Here is a 24,039-nt window from a genome sequence, read left to right on the forward strand (position 1 = left end):
CGCCATATTACTGTATGCCCATACAGTATTTCACAGCCGAGAGGCTGAGAGAGAAAGGGAGACATTGGATGGCACCATCATTGACCGAACTAGAAGAGCTTATCGAGACATTGGATTTAACGCCTCAGGAGGAAGAAAGATTCGCGCGCATTCTTGAGAAACTTCGCGATGAAACCACTGCGTAATAATGCAGAAAGATTCAAATAAGCCCGCCACTGTGCGGGCTTTTCTATGCGTAAAGATGGGATAACCAATGGAAAATGCTGGTGGGTTCTTGGGGCAATTTTTGGGGCAAATCGAGAGGGAAACTGCGGTGGAATGCGGGGAAAAAGCGAATGGAGATGTTGTGAGTGTTTTGTTAAAGCCCTTATGTGGCGCGGCTTTAGGTGGTTTTAGCCTACATATAAGAGTTGTTGCTGCTTAACAAAGGAGATGTCCCGGTTGGTCTGTCAAATGGCGCGCATTATGGCACAGATCCGCCGAAAGTTTTAGCAAGAACTGTGATCTGGCGCTATTGCATGGGGGGCAAGGGAGTATGAAAAAAGCCGGCACAGGGCCGGCTTGGAGAGAGACGACATTGCATCAGTGGGCGCTGGCGCCGGAGGCACCGAGCCCGGTCTGGGAGCGCACGAACTGCGGGAAGAACTTGGTGTGTTCGTCGGCCGCGTTCTGGGACTTGTCGGTCACCGAGAAGAACCAGATCCCGACGAAGGCCAGCGCCATGGAGAAGAGCGCAGGGTATTCGTAGGGGAAGATGGCCTCGGCGTGACCCAGTACCTTCACCCAGATGGTGGGGCCCAGGATCATCAGGGTCACGGCGCTGATGAGACCCAGCCAGCCGCCGTAGACGGCGCCACGGGTGCTCAGGCGTGACCAGAACATGGAGAGGAACAGCACAGGGAAGTTGCAGCTCGCCGCGATGGAGAAGGCCAGACCCACCATGAAGGCGATGTTCTGCTTCTCGAACAGGATGCCCAGACCGATGGCGACAACCCCCAGTACCACAGTGGTGTATTTGGAGACGCGCAGCTCGTCGGTCTCGTTGGCCTTGCCGTTCTTCAGCACGCAGGCATAGAGGTCATGGGAGACCGCGGAGGCACCCGCCAGGGTCAGACCGGCGACCACCGCCAGTATGGTGGCGAAGGCCACGGCGGAGATGAAGCCGAGGAACAGGCTGCCACCGACCGCATCGGCCAGGTGAACGGCCGCCATGTTGGTGCCGCCGAGCAGGGCGCCGGTGGCGTCCTTGAAGTCCGGGTTGGTGCTGACCAGCAGGATGGCGCCAAAGCCGATGATGAAGGTCAGGATGTAGAAGTAACCGATGAAGCCGGTGGCGTAGAACACCGATTTGCGGGCTTCCTTGGCATCACTCACGGTGAAGAAACGCATCAGGATGTGGGGCAGGCCGGCGGTACCGAACATCAGTGCCAGACCCAGCGAGATGGCGGAGATGGGATCGGCCACCAGACCGCCCGGGCTCATGATGGCGGCGCCGTTGGCATGCACCTTGACGGCCTCGCTGAACAGGGCGCCGATGTCGAAGTTGACGGACTTCATCACCATGATGGCCATGAAGCTGGCACCGGAGAGCAGCATCACCGCCTTGATGATCTGCACCCAGGTGGTGGCCAGCATGCCGCCAAACAGCACGTAGAGCACCATCAGTATGCCGACCAGTACCACGGCGATGTGGTATTGCAGGCCGAACAGCAGCTCGATGAGCTTGCCGGCACCGACCATCTGGGCGATCAGGTAGAGGGCGACCACCACCAGGGATCCGCTGGCGGAGAGGCTGCGCACCGAGGTCTGCTTGAGGCGATAGGAGGCCACGTCGGCGAAGGTGTACTTGCCGAGGTTGCGCAGCCGCTCCGCGATCAGGAACAGGATGATGGGCCAGCCCACCAGGAAGCCTATGGAGTAGATCAGGCCGTCATAGCCCGAGGTGTAGACCAGGGCGGAGATGCCGAGGAAGGAGGCGGCGGACATGTAGTCGCCGGCGATGGCCAGACCATTCTGGAAGCCGGTGATGCGTCCGCCGGCGGCATAGTAGTCGGAGGCCGAGCGGTTGCGCTTGGAGGCCCAGTAGGTGATGAACAGGGTGGCAGCCACGAAGGCCACGAACATGACGATGGCCGGCACGTTCAGGGGCTGGCGCTGTACCTCGCCGGTCAGCGCATCGGCCGCCAGCAAGGGAGTGGAGATGAGGCCGCCGAGCAGCAGCAGAGACTTGCCTTTCATGATTGCACTCCCTTGAGGATCTTCTGATTCAATTCGTCAAACTCGCCGTTGGCCCGGAACACATAGATGCCGGTCAGCACGAAGGAGGAGAGGATCAAGCCCACCCCGACCGGGATGCCGCGGGTGATGGAGGAACCCTCGCTCAAGGGGGTGCCGAGCCAGCCGGGGGCGAAGGCGATGAGCAGGATAAATGCCAGGTAGAGCCCCAGCATCAGGATGGAGAGGGTCCAGGCGAAGCGTTGGCGTTTGCTGACCAACTCCTGAAAGTTGGGATCTTGCTGGATCCTCAGATAGCGTTGCTGTTCCATTGCAGTTCTCCATGACGGTTGTGTCAGCTGTGAATGAAGGTTGTCCCTACCGAGCAGGAGGCCTGCTCATGTAATCAAAATGTGAATTAAATGTTATTCATCGGCAATTAGACTTTGGGATAAGTCAGGGGCCCGCCATGGTGCAGGCGCAGGAAGATGAGGGCGGCGGTGATGGCATCGCTCAGGGCATCGTGGGGGGGCAAGGCAGGCAGCCCCAGATGGTGGCTGATGGCGGCCAGGTGCAGATCGATGACGGCGTCCGGGTAGCGCCGGTAGAGCCTGTCGTGGTAGAGGCGGCTTACCTCTATGCCCCGCTGGGGCAGGTGCAGGCCCCACAGCCGTTGGCAGGCCAGATTGAGGATCCGCAGATCGTAGGCGATGTGATAACCCACCAGTTCACGGGGACCGATAAAGGCCAGCAGCTGGCGCAGCGCGGCCTCCAGCGTCATGCCCTGTTGCAGATCCTGATGGCGCAGGCCATGGATGACCACCGACTGCTCGCTCAGGCTGGCGGGGGGCAATATCTGCAGGGAGAGCGCCTCTCCGGTCAGCAGCCGGTTGCCCTGGATGCGCACCGCGCCGATGGCGACGATCTCGGCCCGTCCGGGATCCAGGCTGGTGGTCTCCAAATCCAGCGCCACCCACTCATCGGCCGGGGAGGCTTCGAACAGCGGGGCAAAGTCCCCGTGGCGAAAGGCGCGGCCATACCAGCGTCGACGCCAGTGATGCCAGGGCGTCATTGGCGCAGCCGAAAGTGGATACCCAGCCACTGCTGGAACTTCTTCACCTGATGCAGGGCGTGGCGCAGCAGATCCCTGTCCCCATGGCTGAGGGCATTCACTTGTACCCGATTGTTCCCCGTCTTGAGCTGCCCGCCGAGCCGCAGCCGGATAAAGAGCCGAAACGCCTCCGCCAGGTTGGCGCCATAGTCGCGGCTGAGCCGGCCCGCAGAGACCAGCGCCTCGATGCGACCCAAGGTCGATGTCTCCAATATGCCCGCCTCCAGCGCCAGCACCCGCAGGCCGTGCACCAGCGGGAACAGGCCGCCGCGCTTGAGATCCAGCCCCTCGGGAGCCTGCTCCAGTCGGCCGAACAGGGTGAGGGGAGTGTGAAAGGCGATGGCGGCACGGGCCATCTCCGCGAGCAGATCCGGCCTGTCGGCCAGGCGCTCTCTCAGGTGGCGGGCGAGCGGGGCCAGCAGGGATCTCTCCCCGGCGATGGCCTGGGCGTCGGCCAGGGTGGCGAGCCAGAGCAGATCCCCTTCGCTCGCCGAGACGCAGGCCCGCTCCACCTCGTCTCGCCATTGCGCATCCTCCTTGACCCACTGGGGATTGCTGACCATCACCCGGCCCGGACAGGGCGGGTAGCCGAGTCGCGCGAGCAGGGCGCTGAACGCGGCCAGATCGGCCTGGCGGTCTGGCCAATGCAGGCCATCCGGCAGGATCAGGGCGTTGTCCTGATCGGTTTTCTGGATCTGCTCGCCACGGCCCTCGGAGCCCAGCATCAGCAGGCACACCTTATCCTGCACCTCGGCCGGGATCACCAGGGCGAAGGCCTTGGCGATCAACTGCTCGTTGAGGGTGGCAATGAGCCTCATCAGGAAGGCGGTGTGGATCCCCTGACCAAACAGGGAGCGGGTCAGCTGTTGTTGTTCTCTGGCGACCGCCTCCAGAGCGGCCAGGCTGTCTGCCCGGGCGATGCGCAGGGTCAGCACATGGGAGTGGGCGGAGAAGAGCCCGAGTACCTGGGTCAGGTGCAAGACGCCCACCACCTCCTGTCGATCCCAGACCACCAGGCGCTTGATGCGGTGGCGGGTCATCAGCAGCAGGGCATCGAACAGGTAGCTGCCAAGGGGCAGGCCGATCAGCGGGGCCGGGCTCAGCACTGCGAGCGGCGCCGTCAGCGGCAGCCCTTTCAGGGTCAGGGCGTGCAGCAGGGTCTTGCGGGTTGCCAGGCTCAGGCTGCCGTCGGCGGCGGGATAGAGTAGACAATCGCTGCCCTGGCTGGCCATGGCTTCGCTCGCGGCGAGCAGGCTGCTGTGCCTGTCCAGTTGCAGGGGCGGTTGCAGGTGGCTGATGTCGATGCGGGTCAGGATGAATTCCGCCAGGTTCTGCTGGCCGAGCTGGCTGCGCCGCTCCTGCTCGCGCTGGCGCTCTGCCAGATTGGCGGTGAAGTAGCGGGCGAAGGCGGGGTTGTCCGCGCAGAGCCCCTGAAACACGGCGCGGGGAATGAGCTGGCAGAGGCAGTCTTCGAGGGCACCGAAACGGTGGCGGCAGTGGCCATCGAACTGGGCGCGCACGTCGAACAAGTCCCCTTCGCCATAATCCCCGAATGACTGGTGGGGGCTCGACTCCTCCACCGCCCCCTTGATGACGAGATAGAGGCCGGGAGGGGCGTCCCCCGGGCTCAGTACCGTCTGGCTGGCCCGAAAGTAGCAGATGCTGAGGCTCTGCCCGAGTCGCTTGCGTGCCTGCTCGTCGAGGCAGTCGAAGGGCGGGCGGTCGAAGTTGAACAAGATGGTCATGACAATTCCGGGGGCATGGGGCATGGGAGATAGCGCCAGTCTGGCAAAGGCGCCAGACAGGAACCAGCCGACTTTAGTCGCAGAGAGGGTGTTGCCTCCCTGTACCCGCTGGTAACAGTCTGGTAACGTGGTGGTATGACCAGTATTGCAGCAAGGAGGAGAGGGGACATGGATAAACCAAGGGTCAAGTGCGAGATCCGGGACGGCATCGCCGAGGTGATGCTGGCGCGGGGAGACAAGCTCAATGCGCTGGACAGTGCCATGTTTGGCGCCATCGACGAGACGCTCACCCAGTTGCGGCAGCAGAAAGGGTTGCGGGCGGTGATCCTGCACGGGGAGGGGCGCGCCTTCTGCGCCGGGCTGGATGTGAAATCCATGCTCAAGCAGCCGGTGGCGGCGCTCGACATCCTCAAACGGGAGGCGGACGAGGCGACCAATCTGGCCCAGCGGGTGGCCTATGGCTGGCATCAACTGCCGGTGCCGGTGATCGCTGTGACTCAGGGGGTCTGTTTCGGCGGTGGCTTGCAGATAGCACTCGGCGCCGATTTTCGCTTCAGCACGCCGGATTGCCGCTTCTCGGTGATGGAGATCAAGTGGGGCATCATCCCCGACATGAGTGGCAGCGTCACCCTGCGCAACCTGATGGGGGTCGACACCGCCATGGAGCTCGCCATGAGTGGGCGTGAGTGCGATGCCAGTGAGGCCAGGAGCCTGGGGCTGGTGAGTCGGGTCTGCGCGGATCCGCTGGCCGAGGCGCGGGAGTTCGCCAAGACCCTGATCACCAAGTCGCCGGATGCGCTGGCGGGGATCAAGCAGCTCTACACCCAGGCCTGGGCCCGCAGCGACGAGGTGATGCTCAAGGAAGAGACCCGCTTGCAGAAACAGATCCTGGGGCGGCCGAATCAGTGGCGCGCCACCTTCAACAGCCTGTTTCGCTGGCGCCTGCCGTTCGGCCCCCGCCGCAACGCGCTCTAGGGCCTAGCCCCAAAGAAAAATGGCAGCCAGGCTGCCATTTTTTATGTCGTTCTTGGAGGGATCCCGACGTCAGGAGACCTTGCGATCCGGCTCGAAGGCGTGACCGGTCTGCTCCTGCTCCAGATTGTCTTCGGAGCGGTGGCCCGCCCAGTAGTCGGCATTTTTGATGCCGAGCTTCTCCGGATGGAACACGGGATCCAGCCCTTGGGCCTGCTGGGCCTCGTAGTCCTTGAGGCAGACGAGGGCGGTTTTTTGCAGTAGCAGGATGGCGCCTATGTTGAGCCAGGCCATCAGACCGACCCCGATGTCCCCCATGCCCCAGGCGAGATCGGCGGTCTTGACGGTGCCGTAGACGGTGGAGGCCATCAGCGTCAGTTTCAGCACGAAGGTCAGCCAGGGGCGGTTCACCTTGCGGTTGATGTAGGCGATGTTGGTCTCGGCGATGTAGTAGTAGGCGACGATAGTGGTGAACGCGAAGAAGAACAGGGCGATGGCCACGAACATGCTGCCAAAGCCCGGCATCATGCTCTCCATGGCGGTCTGCACATAGCCGGGACCGGCGGCCACGCCGGCGATGCCGGTGTAGATCGCGGCGCCATCCGGCCCCTGTACGTTGTAGAGGCCAGTGATCAGCAGCATAAAGCCGGTGGCGGAGCAGACGAACAGAGTATCGATGTAGACGGAGAACGCCTGCACCAGCCCCTGCTTGGCCGGGTGGCTCACCGCGGCGGCGGAGGAGGCGTGCGGCCCCGTGCCCTGACCCGCCTCGTTGGAGTAGACCCCGCGCTTGACCCCCCACATGATGGCCAGGCCCAGCACGGCGCCAAAGCCGGCGTCAAAGCCGAAGGCGCTCTTCCAGATCAGCATCAGCACACCGGGCAACTGGCCGATGTTGAGGGCGATGATGACGCAGGCGACGATGATGTAGCCCAGCGCCATGAAGGGCACCACAGTGCTGGCGAAGTGGGCGATGCGTTTGACCCCGCCGAAGATGATGAAGCCGAGTAGCAGCGCCAGACCGGCGGCGGTGACGTTCGGATCGATCGCGAAGGCGGTCTGCAGGCTGGCGCCGATGGAGTTGGCCTGCACCCCCGGCAGCAACACGCCGCAGGCGAAGATGGTCGAGATGGCGAAGGTCCAGGCATACCACTTCATGCCGAGTCCCTTCTCGATGTAGAAGGCCGGGCCGCCGCGGTACTCACCGTTGATCTTCTCCTTGTAGACCTGACCCAGGGTGGACTCCACGAAGGCGGAGCTGGCACCGAGGAAGGCGACCATCCACATCCAGAACAGGGCGCCAGGGCCACCGAAGGTGATGGCGGTGGCCACCCCGGCGATGTTGCCGGTGCCGACCCGACCTGCCAGCGTCATGGCCAGCGCCTGGAAGGAAGAGACACCGGCATCGGTACTCTTGCCATCAAACATCAAGCGGATCATCTCCTTGATGTGGCGCAGTTGCAGGAAGCGGGTGCGCAGGGAGAAGTAGAGGCCGACTCCCAGGCATAAGAAGATGAGCGCGGGGCTCCAAATCACGCCATTGATGGCATTGACGATCTCATTCATGTACAACAACTCCTTTGTCGTGCTCTCTTGGCGAGGTCTGTGCCTTGCTCTCTTGATAAAACAGGCGACCAAAGAGGTCACCCAATATGGGGCGGAACTTTCGACTACCAAGTCCGCGGGTTTTAACATATCGATTTGTTTTGTGGCTTCCTAGTAAAAACGTTACTCGATTGTTAATTTGTGAATTGGCGTTAACAAATGGCCAAGGGCGCTGGACAAGATCCGGTCCTTGCCCATCATGTGGGCCTGCATATTGTCGATGGGGTGCGCTGGAGGGAGGATAAAAGTGGGGTCAGGCATGAAAATGAAAGCAGATAGCTGCACCATTCGCCTCGCGGGCGGGGAAGACGGCGCAGCCCTCGCCGGCCTGTTCGGGCAGTTGGGTTATCAGACCCGGGCGGACGAGGTGGTGGCACGCCTGCTGGCGCCGGATCCGGCAACGGAGGTGCTGCTGGCCTCGCTCGGGAGCGAGGTGCTGGGGGTCTTGGTGTGGCATCGCCTGCAGCCCCTGCATGTCGCCTGCGCCTGGGGTCTCATCTCGGCGCTGGTGATCGATGAGGCCGCAAGGGGGAGCGGGATTGGCACCTCCTTGCTGGCGACGGCCGAGGTCCGCGCCCTGGCACAGGGTTGCAGCCAGCTGGAGCTATCCAGCAGCCTCAAGCGGGAGGGGGCCCATCGTTTCTATCTAGGGCAGGGGTATCTCGAGCGCCCCAAACGGTTCGTGAAAGTGTTGTGATCGGCAAGAGGAGTCCCCGTGTTCTGGTCCAGATTGAGAGCGGTATTTGGTCGTCCTTCGGATGCGAGGAGCAACGTTCCCCAGGCGCTGGAGTGGCAACAGGCCCTGGCCGCCGTGCCCATCTTGCAGGGATTTTCCCTGGCGGATGAGCAACGGTTGATGGCGTTGGCCCAACAGTTTTTGGCCCGCAAGACCCTCACCCAGATCGGGGTCGAGCTCACGGCGCGTCAGCAGGCGGTGCTGGCCCTGCAGGCGGTGCTGCCGATCCTGCATCTGGGGCTGGACTGGTATCGCGGTTTTCACGAGGTGATCATCATCCCCGAGCCCGTCACCCGCCGCCAGGAGGTACAGGACGAGTTTGGGCTGGTGAGCGAATGGGAGGAGGAAAATGCCGGCGAATCCTGGCCCCAGGGGCCGTTGGTACTGGCCTGGAGCGAGTTGCAGCAGGATGGGGACTGGGACGGTTTCAACCTGGTGATCCACGAGCTGAGCCACAAGCTCGACATGCTGGGGGGCGATGCCGATGGCGCGCCGCCGCTGCCGCACGGGATGGATCCGCGTCAATGGACCCAGGCCATGCAGCAGGCGTTCGATGCGCTGAACGCGCAGCTGGCACGTGATGAGGTGACCGATATCGATCCCTATGCCGCCGAGCACCCCGCCGAGTTCTTCGCGGTGTGCAGCGAGAGCTTCTTCACCGATCCCCTGCGCCTGCGCGCGGTCTATCCCGCCGTCTATGGCCAGTTCGAGCGCTTCTACGGCCAGCAGCCGGCGGCGCGTTTCCCAGCGACCCGTCTGCTGGCGGGCGAGTGAGGATCGCCATCTGAAACCATGACCTGTGGTATCGCGGGCAAACAAAAAGGCACCCCTGAGGGTGCCTTTTTTATCAGCGCTTGCGCGGGCTTATCGCAAATTAAGCGGCGGCTTTGAGCTGCACGGCGGCGGCTTTCTTGTGATCGCCGATGGGCAGCACGGTGCGGCCAAACTGCTCGTTGATCACGGTGGCCATGGCCAGGTAGATGGCGCTGGCGCCGCAGATGATGCCTTCGAAACCGGCGATGGTGCCGATCAGGGTGCTGCCGGTGAAGTCACGGGCGGCCAGCAGGAAGAACAGCACGGTCAGGGAGGCGAACACGAACTGCTTCACACGCGGGAAGTTGATGGTGCCGACCAGCATGAACAGGGTGAACATGCCCCACATCAGCAGATACCAGCCCATGAAGGCGTGGGGAGTGGCTTCGGCCAGACCCATGCCCGGCATCATCAACAGGAACACCAGGCTCCACCAGAAGGTGCCGTAGGAGATGAAGGCGGTCACACCGAAGGTGTTGCCACGCTTGTACTCCATGATGCCGGCGATGATCTGGGCCAGACCACCGTAACACAGGCCCATGGCCAGGATCATGGCGCTGATGGGGAAGAAACCTGCGTTATGGATATTCAGCAGAATGGTGGTCATACCGAAACCCATCAGACCCAGAGGGGCAGGGTTGGCCAATTTTTCGCTCACGTGGCGTTCTCCAAAAATAGAGGGGGTGGTTGATAAAAGACGCGCGATTTTAGGCAGGCTCTTGGTCCCTCGCAAGGGGGGAAACGGCAGAAAAGGTAAAAAAACGACACGAAATTTTACCCGGGCCATCATTCGTGTCATTCAGGTAGGAAGCAGGTAAATGAATAACGTTTTCTTGGTTGATTTTTTGTGTAAATGACGGCGATGTGAAAATTAATGACAGGTCGGTGGTGCAGGGATGGCTGACCGACTCCTGCCGATCTCTTCACTCGATCCCTGACTGACCGGCGACCTCTCTTGTGGTGGTCAACATTCATTCTCATATGCCATCAGACAAAGCTATTTTATCCCTGTTTGAGGGGGGGGTAGTGGTGAGCTGTCTGCCTTGAGTGCACATGGGTGGCGTATTCCACTGCAGGCCTTCATGGGGGTAGCGGAATATATGGCTGAAAAGGGGCGATCACCCCGTCCTGGCAAGGGGTCGCAGGGAAGGCGCGCGCTGGGCGGAGCAAGGGCGGGGGACACAACGGCAGAGGACGGAATAATGAGGGTGAGGAAGAAGGCATAAGCAGAACGACAAACAGAGCGGAGCAGCCAAGGCCGCCCCGCGCCGTCAGTTATCCAGGGTCAGCACGACTTTGGCCTCCTTGTCCGTCTCCTTGACCTGGCTGTCGAGCACAAACAATCGCTCCGGCGCCAATCCCTGGGTATCCACCAGATACTCCTTGGTGTTCTGGGCGCGGCGCATGGCGAGGTTGCGCAATGACTTGGCGGTGATGAGCTGCTGGTCTCGCAGCAGGATCATCGCCTGGGCGCGCAGGGCCGGGCTCTGCTCGGCGAGCTTCAATCTGTCGGCCAGGCTGCCGAGATCTTCCTTGAACTTGGCCTCATAAGCTTCCCCCAGCGCGGCTTGCAGGGCGGGATCCTGCTCCAGCAAGCCGAGATCGGCCGGTGCACCGGTGATCTTGGCCAGCACCCGCTCCAGTTTCTGGCGCTGCAAGATGGGGCGCTCCTCATTGAAATTGACCTTGCCGCGGATATTCATGCTGAGCTTGGGCCGCTCCTTCAATGCCTGAGCGAGCTTAGTCAGTTTGGTCTGCTGGCTCGGGGTAAGGCTCGGATCCCCCAGCAGGAAGGGCAGTTCATCGAGATCCTTGGTACCGCCGGTGAGGGAAGCCAGCAGGGAGAAGGGGGAGCTGATGGCTTTGCTGAGAGTATTGCCGAGCACGTCCCAGAAGATATTGCCCAGGCTGAAGTTCGGCTGATCCAGATCTCCCTTCACCTTGAGGTTCATCTTGATGACGCCGCTTGCGTCGCTCAGGAGGGCGATGGCGAGGCCGAGGGGCAGATCCCTGGCCTGCTCGCTCTTGATCTTCTCGCCGAGCTGCAGCTTCTTGATGGTGATGTCGTTGTCCCCCTCCAGCCGCTTGCCCTGCAACCTGTAGTTGAGCTTCATGGAGAGCTGGCCCTTGTCGATGGCGTAGCCTGCGTAGGTGCTGGAGTAGGGGGTGAAGGTGGTGAGCTCCAGGTTGGTGAAGGCCACGGCGACATCGAGCACGGGATCGTCGATCAGCAGGTTGGCGCCGCCCCGGATGGTGACGGGGGCATATCTGTCCACCTTGCCGTTGAAGCTGAGCTCCGAGTGCTGGCCGGGGTTGTTGCTGATGTGGCGGTTCTGGCCATTGAGGGAGGCGATGTCGACCACGAACTCCGGGCTCAGGCTGCGATCGGCGAAGCGCAGGTTGCCCTGCTCGGTGCGCACCTGATCGATGAAGATGCGCGGGGCGGGATCGTGGCTGGCCTTGTTGCCCGGCCGGGGCAGCAGCAACTGCTGGACGTTGGTGGTCCCCTCCTCACTGATCTCGATACGGGCGTAGGGTTTGCGCAGCAGGATGTCGTCGATCTTCAGCTGCTGGCGTATGCCGTCATAGTGCAGCCCACTCAGCTCCAGCCGTTCAATCTGCAGCAGGCGCTGGTTGTCGGCGCGGTCCAGCACGTGCAACTTGTCGACATCGAAGCTGCCCGTCACCTCCAGCTGGCTCAGCGCCCCGGTCGCGTCGGTGGCGATGGCCAGCTTGGTGCGGCTGCTGAGCAGGCCGTCCTGCACCTTGACCCGCAGCAAATCCTGCAGATAGGGCTGGGCCCAGCCGAGCGGCAGCCCCTGCTGCCTGATCTCGCCGCGCAGGGCGAAGGGGGTGGGGATGATGGTGCCATCAAAGTTGAGCTGGCTCTGGCCGTCCAGTGTGCCACGCAAGCTCAGCGGGCTGGCCTGAGCGGTGGCGTTGCTCAAGGCGCCCAGGGTGAGCTCCAGTCCTGAGAGCGTCCGTGGCAGCGCCTTGCCGCTGCTGGACTCGGTCAGCTTGAACTCACCCCCGCTGATGCGGGTCTGCTTGAGCTGCCAGCGCCAGGGTTTGGCGGCCGTCTGCCTGGCCTTTTTCGGCGGCTTGCCCGCCGGCTCGGCGGAGGTCTGCGGGACCAGCAGATCGCTCAGATCCAGCTGCTGTTTGTCATCGAGGGTGGCCGTGATGGCCGGGGCCTTGAGCGCGATGGCATCGACGCTGAGGGACTGCTTGCTGCCATCAAGCATGATGCCGGTCAGGGCGAGCCGGTTGAAGCGGGCAAACTCGGCGCCCTTGAGGCGCTTGAGCTGCCCGTTATTCAAGACCAGTTTGCCCTTTGACAGCTGCCAGTCGAGCCCCTGTTTGCCCAGCGAAAGCCTATAGGCCAGCTCGGCGCTGGCCTCTCCCCTGGTCAGATTGACCCTCAAATAGGGTGCCCAGAGTGGGGCCAGGGGGGCGAGTGCCAATTTGCCCAGGCTGACTTGCCCCTTGCCGGTTCCGGTCATGACGTCGAGTTCCCCCTCGGCCTTGAGGGGGCTCTGCTGATTGAGGGTGGCACTCAGCCGATAGGGGCTGCTATGGGCCTTTGCGGTGGAAAAGCCCGGCAATTGCAGGGCGAGATCCCCGAGGGTGAGGGGCGCAACCCAGCCCGGGCTGCCCCGCTTGCGGCTGTCCAGGTACTGGAGTCGGCCCTGCTCCACCGCCAGCTTGTCTATCTGCACCAGCAGCGGCGCTGTCAGGGGCTGCGCGGGATCTGGCGCCGGCACGCTTGCCAGCAGGGGGGCCAGCGCCTCGGTCAGGTTGAAACGCACCTCGCCCTTGTGCGCCTTGTTTTTGCTCTCCTCGAGACGGGTCAGGTTCAGCACCGGTTTTATCAGGGTAGCCTCCTCGAACAGGAGGGCCCTCTGGTGCCAGCTCTCTTTAACCCTGGGGATGAGCCTCAACCCCTCGAACGCCACCATGGGCTGCTGCTGGTCGTCGAGCAGGGCGCTGGGGCCGAGGGTGAGGGCAGGGGAGCGCAGATTGACCGCTATCTCCCCCAGGGTCAGGTGCAGACCATAGTGCTTGGCCAGCCAGCCGGGCAGATGCCGCTGGATGAGGCCGGGGGCTTGCCACAGCAGGATAGTGAGAGAGACGAGCAGGGCGGCGCAGAGATACAGGACGTAGCGCAACAGGCGAACGGACAGAGGCTTGGGCATGACGGTCTCCATTTGATGCGCCCATGGTAGCAATTAATCGAAGAGTAATCATGAGGTGACGGCAGGGATTGCGCCGGACTCTGACCGGGATAGGTCAGGGAGCCGGCGGAAGATGGACATAGACGCACGCGATAGTTGCCCGACATGGCGACTGCCCTCTCGGACGCGGGGAGGCCGGATCCTTGACGCCGACCAGTGCTTGCCATCAATACCGCCTCACCCTCACCAGAACCCTGTCTGATGGGGCGCCCTATTTCCAGCGTCGGTCACTCCGCGCCGGTTTTCAACAGGTTGAGGGAGTTGACGCAGCGCTGCTCGGCTACCTCCAGTTCGGCCATCACCATCTGGATATCTTCCAGCTGCTGGCGCAGGGAGTGGCGCCTCGCCTCGATGATCTGGATCATGGAGTGCAGCTGGGTCCGGCTGGTCTTGTCGGTGTCATAGAGGTCAAACAGCTCGCGGATCTCCGCCAGGCTGAAGCCGAGCCGCTTGCCACGCAGGGTCAACTTCAGGCGGATCTTGTCCTTGTGGCTGTAGATCCGGGTCTGCCCCTCCCGGGTCGGGGTGATCAGCCCCTCATCCTCGTAGTAGCGAATGGTGCGCGGGGTGACGTCAAACTCCTGGGCCAGCTCGGAGATGCTGTAGGTCACCTCCTTGCCACAGAAGGGGGCGGCTTTCATGGTGTGCTCCTGTGGGGGACAAAGGCCTGGACCGGCACCGAATGACTGTCGATGATCGCCTTGCCGGCGACGCTGTCAGGGACCATGGCTCTCTCCTTGTGCTATCTCAGCTGTCGTTGTCCGCAGGTGCAGGGCCCTGGCATGCAGTGCCTGACCGACCCGGGAGCCGTTGGCGCGCCCCAGCTGCTCGCTCACCCACTGGCCGGTGGCGGCCAGCTTGTCCAGATCCACCCCAGTGCTCATGCCAAGGCCATTCAGCAGGTAGACCACCTCCTCGGAGGCGACGTTGCCGGAGGCCCCTGGCGCATAGGGGCAGCCGCCGAGCCCGGCCACCGAGCAGTCGATGGTACGGATGCCGCGCTCCAGCGCCGGCAGCAGGTTGGCGAGCCCCTGGCCATAGGTATCGTGAAAGTGCACCGCGAGCCGCCCTGCCGGCACCTCGTGCAAGACGGCATCCAGCATGGGGGCGACGGTGCCCGGGGTGCCGACCCCTATGGTGTCGCCGAGAGAGATCTCGTGGCAGCCGAGATCCAGCAGTCGCTCGGCCAGGGCGGCGACCCTTTTCGGCCGGGTGGGGCCGTCATAGGGGCAGGCGATGACGGTGGAGAGGTAGCCGCGGACCTTGATGCCGAGCTGGCGCGCCTCCGCCACCAATGGGGCGAAGCGCACCAGGGACTCTTCCACGCTGATGCCGATGTTGGCGCGGGTGAAGCCGTCCGAGCAGGCGGTGAAGAGCCCAATCTCGTCGACCCGGGCGGCAATGGCGGCCTGCAAGCCTTGGCTGTTGGGCACCAGGGCGCCGTAGCGAGTGGGCCCCTTGCGAGGCAGCAGCTCAAACAGGGCGCCGGAGTCCGCCATCTGCGGCACCCGCTTCGGCGAGACGAAGGCGCCCACCTCGATCCGCTGCAGGCCGCTGTCCGCGAGGCGGGCTATCAGTGCGAGCCGCTGCTCTAGGGTCAGAATACGGGTCTCGTTTTGCAAGCCGTCCCGCGGCCCCATCTCCACCAGGCTTACCCGATCGACGGGCCTCGTTGCTTCTCTGCTCATGATGCGTTCGCCTCCTTGTGCTCGCCGGTGCCGGAGGTCGGGTCGGCGAAGTGCACCAGCACGCAGCCCTGGCTCACCTGCTCTCCCACTTTGCAGCAGAGGCGTTCGACTATGCCGTCCCGCTCGGCCTTGAGGCTGTGCTCCATCTTCATCGCCTCCAGCACCAGCAGGGGCTGACCCTTGCGGACACGCTGGCCGACCTCGACCAGCAGCGCCACTACGATGCCATGCATAGGCGCAAGGGCGCCCTGCAGGGAGGCCATAGCGCCACCGCTATGGTCGTGATCATGGGGGGAGTGATGTGGCTGATCGTCTGCGCCGAAGCGCACGAGCCGGTCGTCCACGCGCAGGATGAAAGCGCCGGTCCCGCCATTTTGTACGGGATAGCGCTGCCAGCGCCCCTCTTGCAGCAGGCGGATATGATCCGCGTCCAGCTCATAGGGAATGAATTCCCCTTGCCAGCCAATCCTGCCCTCGTGCTCCAGGAGGCTCAGGGTGCGGGACTCTTCCGCGATGCGCACCGCCGCCGTCCAGCGCCTGGTATGTCCCAGACGAAAGCCCGGGGCTTGCTGCCAGGGAGAGGGCCCTGTACCACGACTGGCGAGCCAGAGGGTCGCCAGTGGCCAGGCGAGGGCCGGCGTGGTCAGCGGCTCGGTGGGGATGGGCCACTGGGTGTGATGGCCCATGGCCAGCACCTCGGGCTCCTGACACAGGCGCAGCAACAGCGGGCCGTTGTGAACGAGAGGGCCAATCTCCAACGCAGCCAGCCCATCGGCGAGGCGGGAGAAGGCCTCGGCGCGGCTCTGACCGTGGGCGATGAGTTTGGCGATCATGGGGTCGTAATAGGGACTGACGTCATCGCCGGCGGTGACGCCGGTGTCGATACGCAACCCCGCAGGCCAGTGCAGCCAGTCGATGGGGCCGCTGGCGGGCAGGAATCCTGCCCCTACGTCCTCGGCGTAGAGGCGCGCCTCCACCGCGTGGCCGCTCTGTACCACCTCCTCTTGCGTCAGGGGCAGGGGCTTGCCTTGCGCGACGGCGAGCTGCCAGGCCACCAGATCCTGGCCGGTGACGCACTCGGTGACCGGGTGCTCCACCTGCAGCCGGGTGTTCATCTCCATGAAGAAGAAGGCTCCCTCGCACAGCAGAAACTCTATGGTGCCGGCCCCCACATAGCCGACGGCCCTGGCGGCGGCCACGGCCGCTTCGCCCATGGCGCGGCGCAGGGGGGCTGGGATATCGGGGGCGGGGGCCTCTTCGATCACCTTCTGGTGGCGGCGCTGCAATGAGCAGTCGCGGTCGCCGAGATAGATGGCGTTGCCCAGGCTGTCGGCGAAGATCTGCACCTCCACGTGGCGGGCCCTGGTCAGATAGCGTTCCAGCAGCACACTGTCGTCGTTGAAGGCGGCCAGCGCCTCCCGTTTCACCGCCGCCAGCGCCTCATCGAAATCCTCCAGACGGTCGACCCGGCGCATGCCCTTGCCACCGCCACCGCAGGTGGCCTTGATCAGCAGCGGGAAGCCGGCCTGACTGGCCTGCTCATTGAGCACGGCATGATGCTGATCCGTGCCATGGTAGCCGGGCAGCACGGGCACCCCGGCCGCCAGCATCAACGCCTTGGCACCGGACTTGTCCCCCATGGCGAGAATGGCGGCACCGCTCGGGCCGATGAAGCGCACCCCATGCTGCTCGCAGGCGATGGCAAAATCGCCGTTCTCCGACAGGAAGCCGTAGCCGGGGTGGATGGCATCGGCGCGGGACTCCTGGGCGATGCGCAGCACCTTGCCGGCATCGAGGTAGCTCTCCCGCGCGGGGGACGGCCCGAGATGCCAGGCCTCGTCGGCTTCGCGCACATGCATGGCGCAGGCGTCGGCATCGGAGTAGAGGGCGATGGTGTGGATGCCGAGGCGGCGCGCCGTCTTGATGATCCGTACGGCGATTTCGCCTCTATTGGCAATCAGCAGACGCTTGATGGGAGCCTGATGCGTCATTTTTGCTCCTCATTGATACAGGTACACGAGAGCGGAGCGCATTGATCCGGACTCTGGTCATACTCGCCACGGTTGGCGATCAGCAAGCGTTTGATGGGCGTGTGAATAGTCATGCTTCATCCTTGAAACGGGGGCGCCAGCCGGGGGGGCGTTTGTCGAAGAAGGCCTGCATGCCCTCCTGGGCCTCGAGGCCGACCCGCACCCGGGCTATGGTCTCGACGGTTTTCTCTTCACATTGGTGGACGGGCTGGCCCTCGATGGCGGCCAGCAACCTTTTGGTCTCTTTCATCGCGGCGGGGCCGTTGCGACACAGGCGCAGGGCCAGCAGGCGCCCCTCGGTCAGCAGCTGGGCCGCCGGCATCAGCTGGTGTGCCACATTGAGCCGACAGGCGGTGATGGCATCGAAGGGCTCGGCGCTCAGCATGTAGCGGCGGGCCTGGCGCATGCCCATGGTGCGCACCACATAGGGGCTGATCACCGCGGGCACCAACCCCAGGCTCACCTCGGAGAGGCAGAAACGGGCGTTGTCGGCGGCGAGCACTATGTCGCAGGCGCAGATTAGGCCGAGCGCCCCGCCGTAGGCGGCCCCCTGCACCAGTGCCAGGGTGGGGAAGGGCAGCTCATCCAGGGTCTGCATCAGCTTGGCCAGCACCCGGGCGTCTTCCCGGTTTTTCTCAAAAGAGCTGGGATCAAAATCCGCGTGGGCCTGGCTGCGCATCCAGTTGAGATCGGCGCCGGCGCAAAAGTGCTTGCCCTCCGCCCGCAGCAGCAGGGCATGGGGACGACCGGCGCCTGTCTGGCCCTGAACCAGCTCATCCAGGCCATCGAGCAGCCCCTGCATGAGGTCGGCATCCAGCGCGTTGTGGCGCTCCGGGCGCGCCAGGATGAGTTCCGCCAGGGGGCCGTGGCGCTCCAGCCGAAAACCGGCCTGGGGCGCGTTGTCAAAGAGGGGATCGGACATGCTGAACTCCTTACATCCGGAAGATGCCGTATTGTTCTGGGCCAAGTTCGGCGCCCCGGCAGGCCGCCAGCGCCAGGGCCAGCACGGTACGGCTCTGGGCGGGATCGATGACGCCGTCGTCCCACAGCCTGGCACTGGCGTAGTAGGGGTGACCCTGCTGTTCATACTGGGCGATCACCGGTGCGCGGATGGCCTCGGCCTCCTGCTCGCTCACGCTTTTGCCCTCGGCCGCCAGCTTGTCCCGGCGCACCTGCACCAGCACCCCGGCCGCCTGTTCGCCTCCCATCACCGAGATGCGGCTGTTGGGCCAGCTGAACAGGAAGTCGGGCTCATAGGCGCGACCGCACATGCCGTAGTTGCCGGCGCCGAAGCTGCCACCGACGAGCAACGTGATCTTGGGCACCCTACTGCAGGCGACGGCGGTGACCAGCTTGGCGCCGTGCTTGGCGATGCCCTCTTTCTCTGCCGCACTGCCCACCATGAAGCCGGTGATGTTCTGCAGGAACAGCAGGGGAATGGCACGCTTGTTACAGAGTTGGATGAAGTGGGCTCCCTTCTGGGCGCTGTCGCTGTGCAGTACCCCGTTGTTGGCGAGGATCCCCACGGGCATGCCCGCGATCCGGGCAAAGCCGGTGACCAGCGTGGTACCGAACAGCACCTTGAATTCGTCAAACTCGGAGCCATCCACCAGGCGGGCGATGAGCTCCCTGGCGTCATAGGGGCGCTTGAGGCTGGTGCCCACCAGGCCATACAGCTCCGTTATGGGGTAGAGTGGCTCGTCATAGGTTTGGGAGAGGGGAGAGGAACCCAACGCCGGAATATTTTTTTCACCCAGATGGCTGTCCCCTAAGTTGCTGACCAGGGTGCGGGCGATGGCCAGTGCATGGGCATCGTCCAGCGCCATATGATCCGCCACCCCGGAGTGGGCGCAGTGCACCTCGGCGCCACCGAGGGCCTCGGCACTGATGGTCTCCCCGGTAGCGGCTTTGACCAGGGGCGGGCCCGCCAGGAAGATGGTGGCTTGGCTCTTGACCATGATGGATTCGTCGGCCATGGCGGGCACATAGGCGCCGCCGGCGGTGCAGAGCCCCATCACCACGGCGAGCTGGGGGATGTTTTGGGCGGACATGCGCGCCTGGTTGTAGAAGATGCGGCCGAAGTGCTCGCGGTCGGGAAACACCTCGTCCTGCATGGGCAGGAAGGCGCCGCCGGAATCCACCAGATAGAGGCAGGGCAGCCGCAGCCGCTCGGCGATGGCCTGGGCCCGCAGGTGCTTCTTCACCGTGAGGGGGTAATAGGTGCCCCCCTTGACGGTGGCATCGTTCACCACCAGCAGGCAGAGGCGGCCTGCGATCTGGCCCAGCCCGGTGATGATGCCGGCCGCGGGTACCGGGTCGTCATAGACCTGCCAGGCCGCCAGGGTCGAGAGTTCGAGGAAGGGGGAGCCTGGGTCCAGCAACCTGTCGATGCGCTCGCGGGGCAACAGCTTGCCACGGGCCTGATGGCGGGCGTTGTTGGCCGCGCCGCCACCCTGGGCAATCTCGTCGAGGCGGGCATTGAGATCGCTGACCAATGCCTGCATGGCGGCCTTGTTGGCCACAAACTCCGGGCTGGCGGTGTCGAGGTGAGATTGAATACGAGCGTGTATTTGACTCATACGCTAACCCTCGCCGGTTCCTTGTTGTCGACATCAGGGGATCTCGGGAGGCGGCTCATGCATCTTCCCCCATCAACTCGCGACCGATGAGCCAGCGGCGGATCTCCGAGGTGCCAGCCCCTATCTCGTAGAGCTTGGCGTCCCGCAACAGACGGCCGGTGGGGTAGTCGTTGATATAGCCATTTCCCCCCAGCAGCTGGATGGCATCCAGCGCCATCTGGGTGGCGTTCTCGGCGGCAAACAGGATGGCGGCGGCGCAATCCTTGCGGCTGGTGTGGCCCTTGTCACAGGCGCTCGCCACCGAATAGACCAGGGCGCGACTGCTGGCGAGGCGGGTGTACATGTCCGCGAGCTTGCCCTGCACCAGCTGAAACTCGCCGATGGCCTGGCCGAACTGCTTGCGCTCGCGCACATAGGGCAGCACCACGTCCATGCAGGCCTGCATGATGCCGAGCGGCCCCGCCGCCAGCACCACTCGCTCGTAGTCCAGTCCGCTCATCAACACCTTGACCCCGCCGTGCAGGGGGCCGAGCAGGTTCTCTTTGGGCACCTTGCAATCGTCGAACACCAGCTCGCAGGTGCTGGAGCCTCGCATGCCGAGCTTGTCCAGCTTCTGAGCCGTGGTGAACCCCGGGGTGCCCGCCTCGACGACAAAGGCGGAGATGCCCTTTGCTCCCGCCTTGGGATCCGTCTTGGCATAGATGACGAAGGTGTCCGCATCCGGGCCGTTGGTGATCCACATCTTGTTGCCATTGAGCAGGAAGTGATCGCCTCTGTCTTCCGCCGTCAGCCGCATGGCGACCACGTCGGAGCCGGCCCCTGGCTCGCTCATGGCCAGCGCCCCCACGTGCTTGCCGCTGACGAGATCAGGCAGATAGCACGCCTTCTGATCAGGGGTGCCGTGGCGGTGGATCTGATTGATGCAGAGGTTGGAGTGGGCGCCGTAGGAGAGGCCGACCGAGGCGCTGGCGCGGCTCACCTGCTCCATCACCAGCACATGGGCGAGGTAACCGAGGCCGACCCCGTCATACTCCTCCGCCACCGTGATGCCGTGCAAGCCGAGCTCACCCATCAAGGGCCAGAGGTCGCGGGGGAAGGCGTTGCTCCTGTCTATCTCCTCGGCGCGCGGCGCTATCACTTGTCGGCAGAAGGCTTCGACCTGTTCGGTCAGGGCCTGGAGGGTCTCGTCCATCAGGGCATGCATCCTTGCTCTCCTTTTATAGGGTTGTACTCAGAGGGCCGACTGTCCCGCGCAAGGGAGAAGGGGTCAGTCCACTCACGAATCAAGTTTACGTTAGCGTAAACGTAAACGAATTGTTAGTCTAAGGTAAATGCGTTGAGGGGTGACTGCAAGGGGCATCTCGGCGTGGTCGAACTCAGGGCGCGGGCAAGATGATCAGCAACGGCAACCGCTATGGCGGCCCGCAGCCAGGGCTCAGGGACGACGCCGACGTTACCGGGATGGGCACAGAGACAAGAGCAAAGGGGAGAACAGCATGAGTCAGCACCACACCCAGTACGGGGATCTGCCGCTCCATATCGGCGGCGAGGCGTATCCGTCTGCGAGCGAGCAGTGGATCGAGGTGACCAACCCGGCGGATCAGAGCCTGCTGGCGCGGGTGCCAAAGGCTACCCAGACCGAGATCGAACTCGCAGTACGCACGGCCCACGATGCCTATCTGCTGTGGCGGGAGGTGCCGGCCCCGGAGCGGGCCAGGGTGATGTTCAACTACCAGCACCTGCTGAAGGTGCATCACGACGAGCTGGCGACCCTGCTGGCCCAGGAGACCGGCAAGAACCTGGCGGATGCCAAGGGGGATGTGTGGCGCGGCATCGAGGTGGTGGAGCAGGCCTGCGCCATCGCGAGCCAGACCCTGGGGGAGACCATGGGCAACGTGGCGCGCCGGGTCGATGGCCACTCCTGGGTGCAGCCGCTGGGAGTCTGCGTCGGCATCACGCCGTTCAACTTCCCGGCCATGATACCGCTGTGGATGTTCCCGCTGGCGGTGGCCTGCGGCAATGGCTTCGTGCTGAAACCTTCTGAGCAGGATCCCCTCACCCCCATGCGGCTGGCGGATCTGTTCACCGAGGCGGGGGCGCCCAAGGGCATCCTCTCGGTGGTGCACGGCGGCGCCGAGCAGGTGGATACGCTGCTCACCCATCCTGAGGTCAAAGCGGTCAGCTTCGTGGGCTCGGCCCGGGTCGGTGCCCACGTCTATCGCACCGCCACCGATCACCTCAAGCGGGCCCAGTGTTTCGTCGGCGCCAAGAACCACATGGTGATCATGCCGGACGCCAACAAGAGCCAGGTGCTGAGCAACCTGGTGGGGGCCGGCGTCGGCGCCGCCGGTCAGCGCTGCATGGCCATCAGCGTGGCGGTATTTGTGGGCAGCGCCCGCGACTGGATCCCGGCGCTCGCCACCGAGTTTGCCAGGGTGACACCGGGGATCTGGCACGATCCGCAAGCCGCCTATGGCCCCCTCATCAGCCCGGAAGCCAAGGTACGAGTCGAGGGGCTGATCGAGGCGGGCATAAAAGAAGGGGCCGAGTGTCTGCTGGACGGCCGCTTCTGCGACGTCCCCGGCTACCCGGTGGGCAACTGGGTGGGGCCCACCCTGTTTCGCGGCGTGACGCCCGAGATGCGCATCTATCGGGAGGAAATCTTCGGCCCTGTGCTCGCCTGTCTCGAGGTGGAGAACCTGGATGAGGCGCTGACCCTCATCAACAACAACCCCTATGGCAACGGCACCTCCATCTTTACCGGCTGCGGCGCCGCGGCCCGCAAGTTCCGCCACGAGGTGGCGGTGGGCCAGGTGGGGATCAATGTGCCCATCCCGGTGCCGCTGCCGTTCTTCTCCTTCACCGGCTGGCGCGGCTCCTTCTACGGGGATCTGCACGCCTACGGCAAGCAGGCGGTGCGCTTCTACACCGAGACCAAGACGGTGACCGAGCGCTGGTTCGACGAGGACATCCCGACCGGCCCCAATATGACCATACACCTGCGTTGACTGAGGGGCCTGGGTCATTCCCTCTGGCGTTAACCATGATCATCAGCAGCGATAAACAATCGAGATAACGAGGAAGCGAACAAGATGGATTTTACTTTGACCTTGGATCAACTGGCCTATGTCGAGGCCGCCAGCGCCTTCGCCGACGAGGCACTCAAACCCCATGCCGCCCGCTGGGACAGAGAGCACGAGTTCCCCATCCCCACCATCAAGCAGGCGGCGGCGCTTGGCTTCTGCGGTCTCTATACCCCTGAGCAGTACGGTGGTCTGGCCCTGCCACGGCTCGATGCCAGCCTTATCTTCGAGCGCCTGTCCATGGGCTGCACCTCCACTACGGCTTATCTGACTATCCACAACATGGTGAGCTGGATGCTGGGCGCCTGGTTGCCCAGCGATGTGGCCGAGGAGTGGGTGCCACGGCTCGCCAGCGGCGAGCTGCTGGGCTCTTATTGCCTCACCGAGCCGGGGGCCGGGTCGGACGCGGCGGCCCTCAAGACCCGTGCCGTGCGGGAGGGTGAGACTTACCTCATCGACGGTAGCAAGGTGTTTATCTCGGGGGCGGGCAGCACCCAGGTGCTGGTGGTAATGGCCCGCACCGGCGGCGAGGGAGCCAAGGGGATTTCCGCTTTCATGGTGCCGGCCGAGACGCCGGGAGTGAGTTATGGCAAGGCCGAGGAGAAGATGGGCTGGAACAGTCAGCCGACCCGGGAGGTGAATTTCAGCGGGGTGCGCATCCCCGCCCGCTACCGGCTGGGGGAGGAGGGAGAGGGCTTCAAATTTGCCATGCAGGCCCTGGATGGCGGGCGCATCAACATCGCCAGCTGCTCGGTGGGCACGGCTCAGCAGGCGCTGAACGATGCCCTGGCTCACGTGCAGCAGCGCCAGCAATTTGGTCGCCCGATCAGCGAATTCCAGAGCGTGCAGTTCAAGCTGGCGGATATGGCTACCGAGCTTGCCGCCGCCCGGCTGCTGGTGCGCCAGGCCGCCGACAAGCTGGACAGGGGCAGCCCGGACAAGAGCGCCTGGTGCGCCATGGCCAAGCGGCTCGCCACCGACGTGGGCTACAGGGTCTGCGACGAGGCCCTGCAACTCTTTGGCGGCTATGGTTATATCCGCGAGTACCCGCTCGAGCGCTACCTGCGCGACACTCGGGTACACCGCATCCTGGAAGGCACCAACGAAGTGATGCGGCTGATCATCGCCCGCCGCCTGCTGGCGGAGCCCGGCCTTTCGTTGGAGTAACTCGAACCCGGATCAGGCTTTGTGAGCCAGCCGAAAGTCGGCTCCATTCAACCCTGTCATC

18 protein-coding genes are annotated in these 24,039 nt (G+C 63.9%); 5 read left to right on the plus strand and 13 right to left on the minus strand.

The features are described 5' to 3' along the window. Positions 1-582 precede the first annotated feature (582 nt). From MM194_RS01620 to MM194_RS01635, 4 genes are all read right to left on the minus strand, one after another. Positions 583-2,238, minus strand: coding sequence for a cation acetate symporter (locus MM194_RS01620; protein ID WP_033131941.1), 1,656 nt, complete (start codon positions 2,236-2,238; stop codon positions 583-585). Continuing rightward, entirely contained in the window at positions 2,235-2,546 is a 312-nt protein-coding gene (locus tag MM194_RS01625) for a DUF485 domain-containing protein (RefSeq protein WP_033131942.1), read from the minus strand. Before MM194_RS01625 ends, MM194_RS01620 begins: the two co-directional genes overlap by 4 nt. A gap of 107 nt (positions 2,547-2,653) precedes the next feature. Continuing rightward, a complete protein-coding gene (locus tag MM194_RS01630; RefSeq protein ID WP_241342431.1) occupies positions 2,654-3,286 on the minus strand; it encodes a 3'-5' exonuclease in 633 nt (210 codons plus the stop codon). Further along, positions 3,283-5,070 carry a putative nucleotidyltransferase substrate binding domain-containing protein gene (locus MM194_RS01635; RefSeq protein ID WP_241342432.1) on the minus strand — a complete coding sequence of 596 codons (1,788 nt, stop codon included), beginning with the start codon at positions 5,068-5,070 and terminating at the stop codon, positions 3,283-3,285. The genes MM194_RS01630 and MM194_RS01635 overlap by 4 nt, the downstream gene beginning before the upstream one ends. 168 nt (positions 5,071-5,238) lie before the next feature. Between MM194_RS01635 and MM194_RS01640 the strand changes: the two genes are divergently transcribed. Then, the gene (locus tag MM194_RS01640; RefSeq protein WP_241342433.1) at positions 5,239-6,045 is read left to right on the plus strand and encodes a crotonase/enoyl-CoA hydratase family protein; all 807 of its coding nucleotides are present in this window, start codon (positions 5,239-5,241) and stop codon (positions 6,043-6,045) included. A gap of 69 nt (positions 6,046-6,114) precedes the next feature. On the opposite strand, the gene MM194_RS01645 is transcribed toward MM194_RS01640, so the two are convergent. Continuing rightward, the gene (locus MM194_RS01645; protein WP_241342434.1) at positions 6,115-7,608 is read right to left on the minus strand and encodes an alanine/glycine:cation symporter family protein; all 1,494 of its coding nucleotides are present in this window, start codon (positions 7,606-7,608) and stop codon (positions 6,115-6,117) included. 298 nt (positions 7,609-7,906) lie between these two features. Here MM194_RS01645 and MM194_RS01650 point away from each other — a divergent pair, with 298 nt between their 5' ends. After that, positions 7,907-8,344: a GNAT family N-acetyltransferase gene (locus MM194_RS01650; protein ID WP_241342435.1), complete on the plus strand. Its 438-nt coding sequence runs from the start codon at positions 7,907-7,909 to the stop codon at positions 8,342-8,344. Between the two features lie 18 nt (positions 8,345-8,362). Then, the gene (locus tag MM194_RS01655; protein WP_241342436.1) at positions 8,363-9,157 is read left to right on the plus strand and encodes a M90 family metallopeptidase; all 795 of its coding nucleotides are present in this window, start codon (positions 8,363-8,365) and stop codon (positions 9,155-9,157) included. A 100-nt stretch (positions 9,158-9,257) separates the two neighbouring features. Here MM194_RS01655 and MM194_RS01660 read toward each other — a convergent pair whose 3' ends face one another. From MM194_RS01660 to MM194_RS01695, 8 genes are all read right to left on the minus strand, one after another. Beyond that, positions 9,258-9,854 carry a GPR1/FUN34/YaaH family transporter gene (locus tag MM194_RS01660; RefSeq protein WP_033131986.1) on the minus strand — a complete coding sequence of 199 codons (597 nt, stop codon included), beginning with the start codon at positions 9,852-9,854 and terminating at the stop codon, positions 9,258-9,260. A gap of 613 nt (positions 9,855-10,467) precedes the next feature. Next, entirely contained in the window at positions 10,468-13,392 is a 2,925-nt protein-coding gene (locus MM194_RS01665; protein ID WP_241342437.1) for a DUF748 domain-containing protein, read from the minus strand. Between the two features lie 266 nt (positions 13,393-13,658). Continuing rightward, positions 13,659-14,072: a MerR family DNA-binding transcriptional regulator gene (locus tag MM194_RS01670; RefSeq protein WP_033131984.1), complete on the minus strand. Its 414-nt coding sequence runs from the start codon at positions 14,070-14,072 to the stop codon at positions 13,659-13,661. 75 nt (positions 14,073-14,147) lie between these two features. Beyond that, complete coding sequence (locus MM194_RS01675; protein WP_241342438.1) at positions 14,148-15,119, minus strand: hydroxymethylglutaryl-CoA lyase; 972 nt, start codon at positions 15,117-15,119, stop codon at positions 14,148-14,150. Then, positions 15,116-17,110, minus strand: a complete 1,995-nt coding sequence (locus MM194_RS01680) for a biotin carboxylase N-terminal domain-containing protein (RefSeq protein WP_241342439.1) — start codon at positions 17,108-17,110, stop codon at positions 15,116-15,118. The genes MM194_RS01675 and MM194_RS01680 overlap by 4 nt, the downstream gene beginning before the upstream one ends. 109 nt (positions 17,111-17,219) lie before the next feature. Further along, complete coding sequence (locus MM194_RS01685) at positions 17,220-18,071, minus strand: enoyl-CoA hydratase-related protein (protein WP_241342440.1); 852 nt, start codon at positions 18,069-18,071, stop codon at positions 17,220-17,222. A 10-nt stretch (positions 18,072-18,081) separates the two neighbouring features. Further along, the gene (locus MM194_RS01690) at positions 18,082-19,728 is read right to left on the minus strand and encodes a carboxyl transferase domain-containing protein (protein WP_033131980.1); all 1,647 of its coding nucleotides are present in this window, start codon (positions 19,726-19,728) and stop codon (positions 18,082-18,084) included. A gap of 55 nt (positions 19,729-19,783) precedes the next feature. After that, the gene (locus tag MM194_RS01695; protein WP_241342441.1) at positions 19,784-20,932 is read right to left on the minus strand and encodes an isovaleryl-CoA dehydrogenase; all 1,149 of its coding nucleotides are present in this window, start codon (positions 20,930-20,932) and stop codon (positions 19,784-19,786) included. Between the two features lie 292 nt (positions 20,933-21,224). Between MM194_RS01695 and MM194_RS01700 the strand changes: the two genes are divergently transcribed. Then, positions 21,225-22,736 carry a CoA-acylating methylmalonate-semialdehyde dehydrogenase gene (locus MM194_RS01700; protein WP_241342442.1) on the plus strand — a complete coding sequence of 504 codons (1,512 nt, stop codon included), beginning with the start codon at positions 21,225-21,227 and terminating at the stop codon, positions 22,734-22,736. Between the two features lie 84 nt (positions 22,737-22,820). Then, entirely contained in the window at positions 22,821-23,978 is a 1,158-nt protein-coding gene (locus MM194_RS01705; protein ID WP_241342443.1) for an acyl-CoA dehydrogenase family protein, read from the plus strand. Positions 23,979-24,039 lie beyond the last annotated feature (61 nt).

It is taken from the genome of Aeromonas sp. MR16 (assembly GCF_022549315.1).
Classification (GTDB): Bacteria; Pseudomonadota; Gammaproteobacteria; order Enterobacterales; family Aeromonadaceae; genus Aeromonas; species Aeromonas aquatica.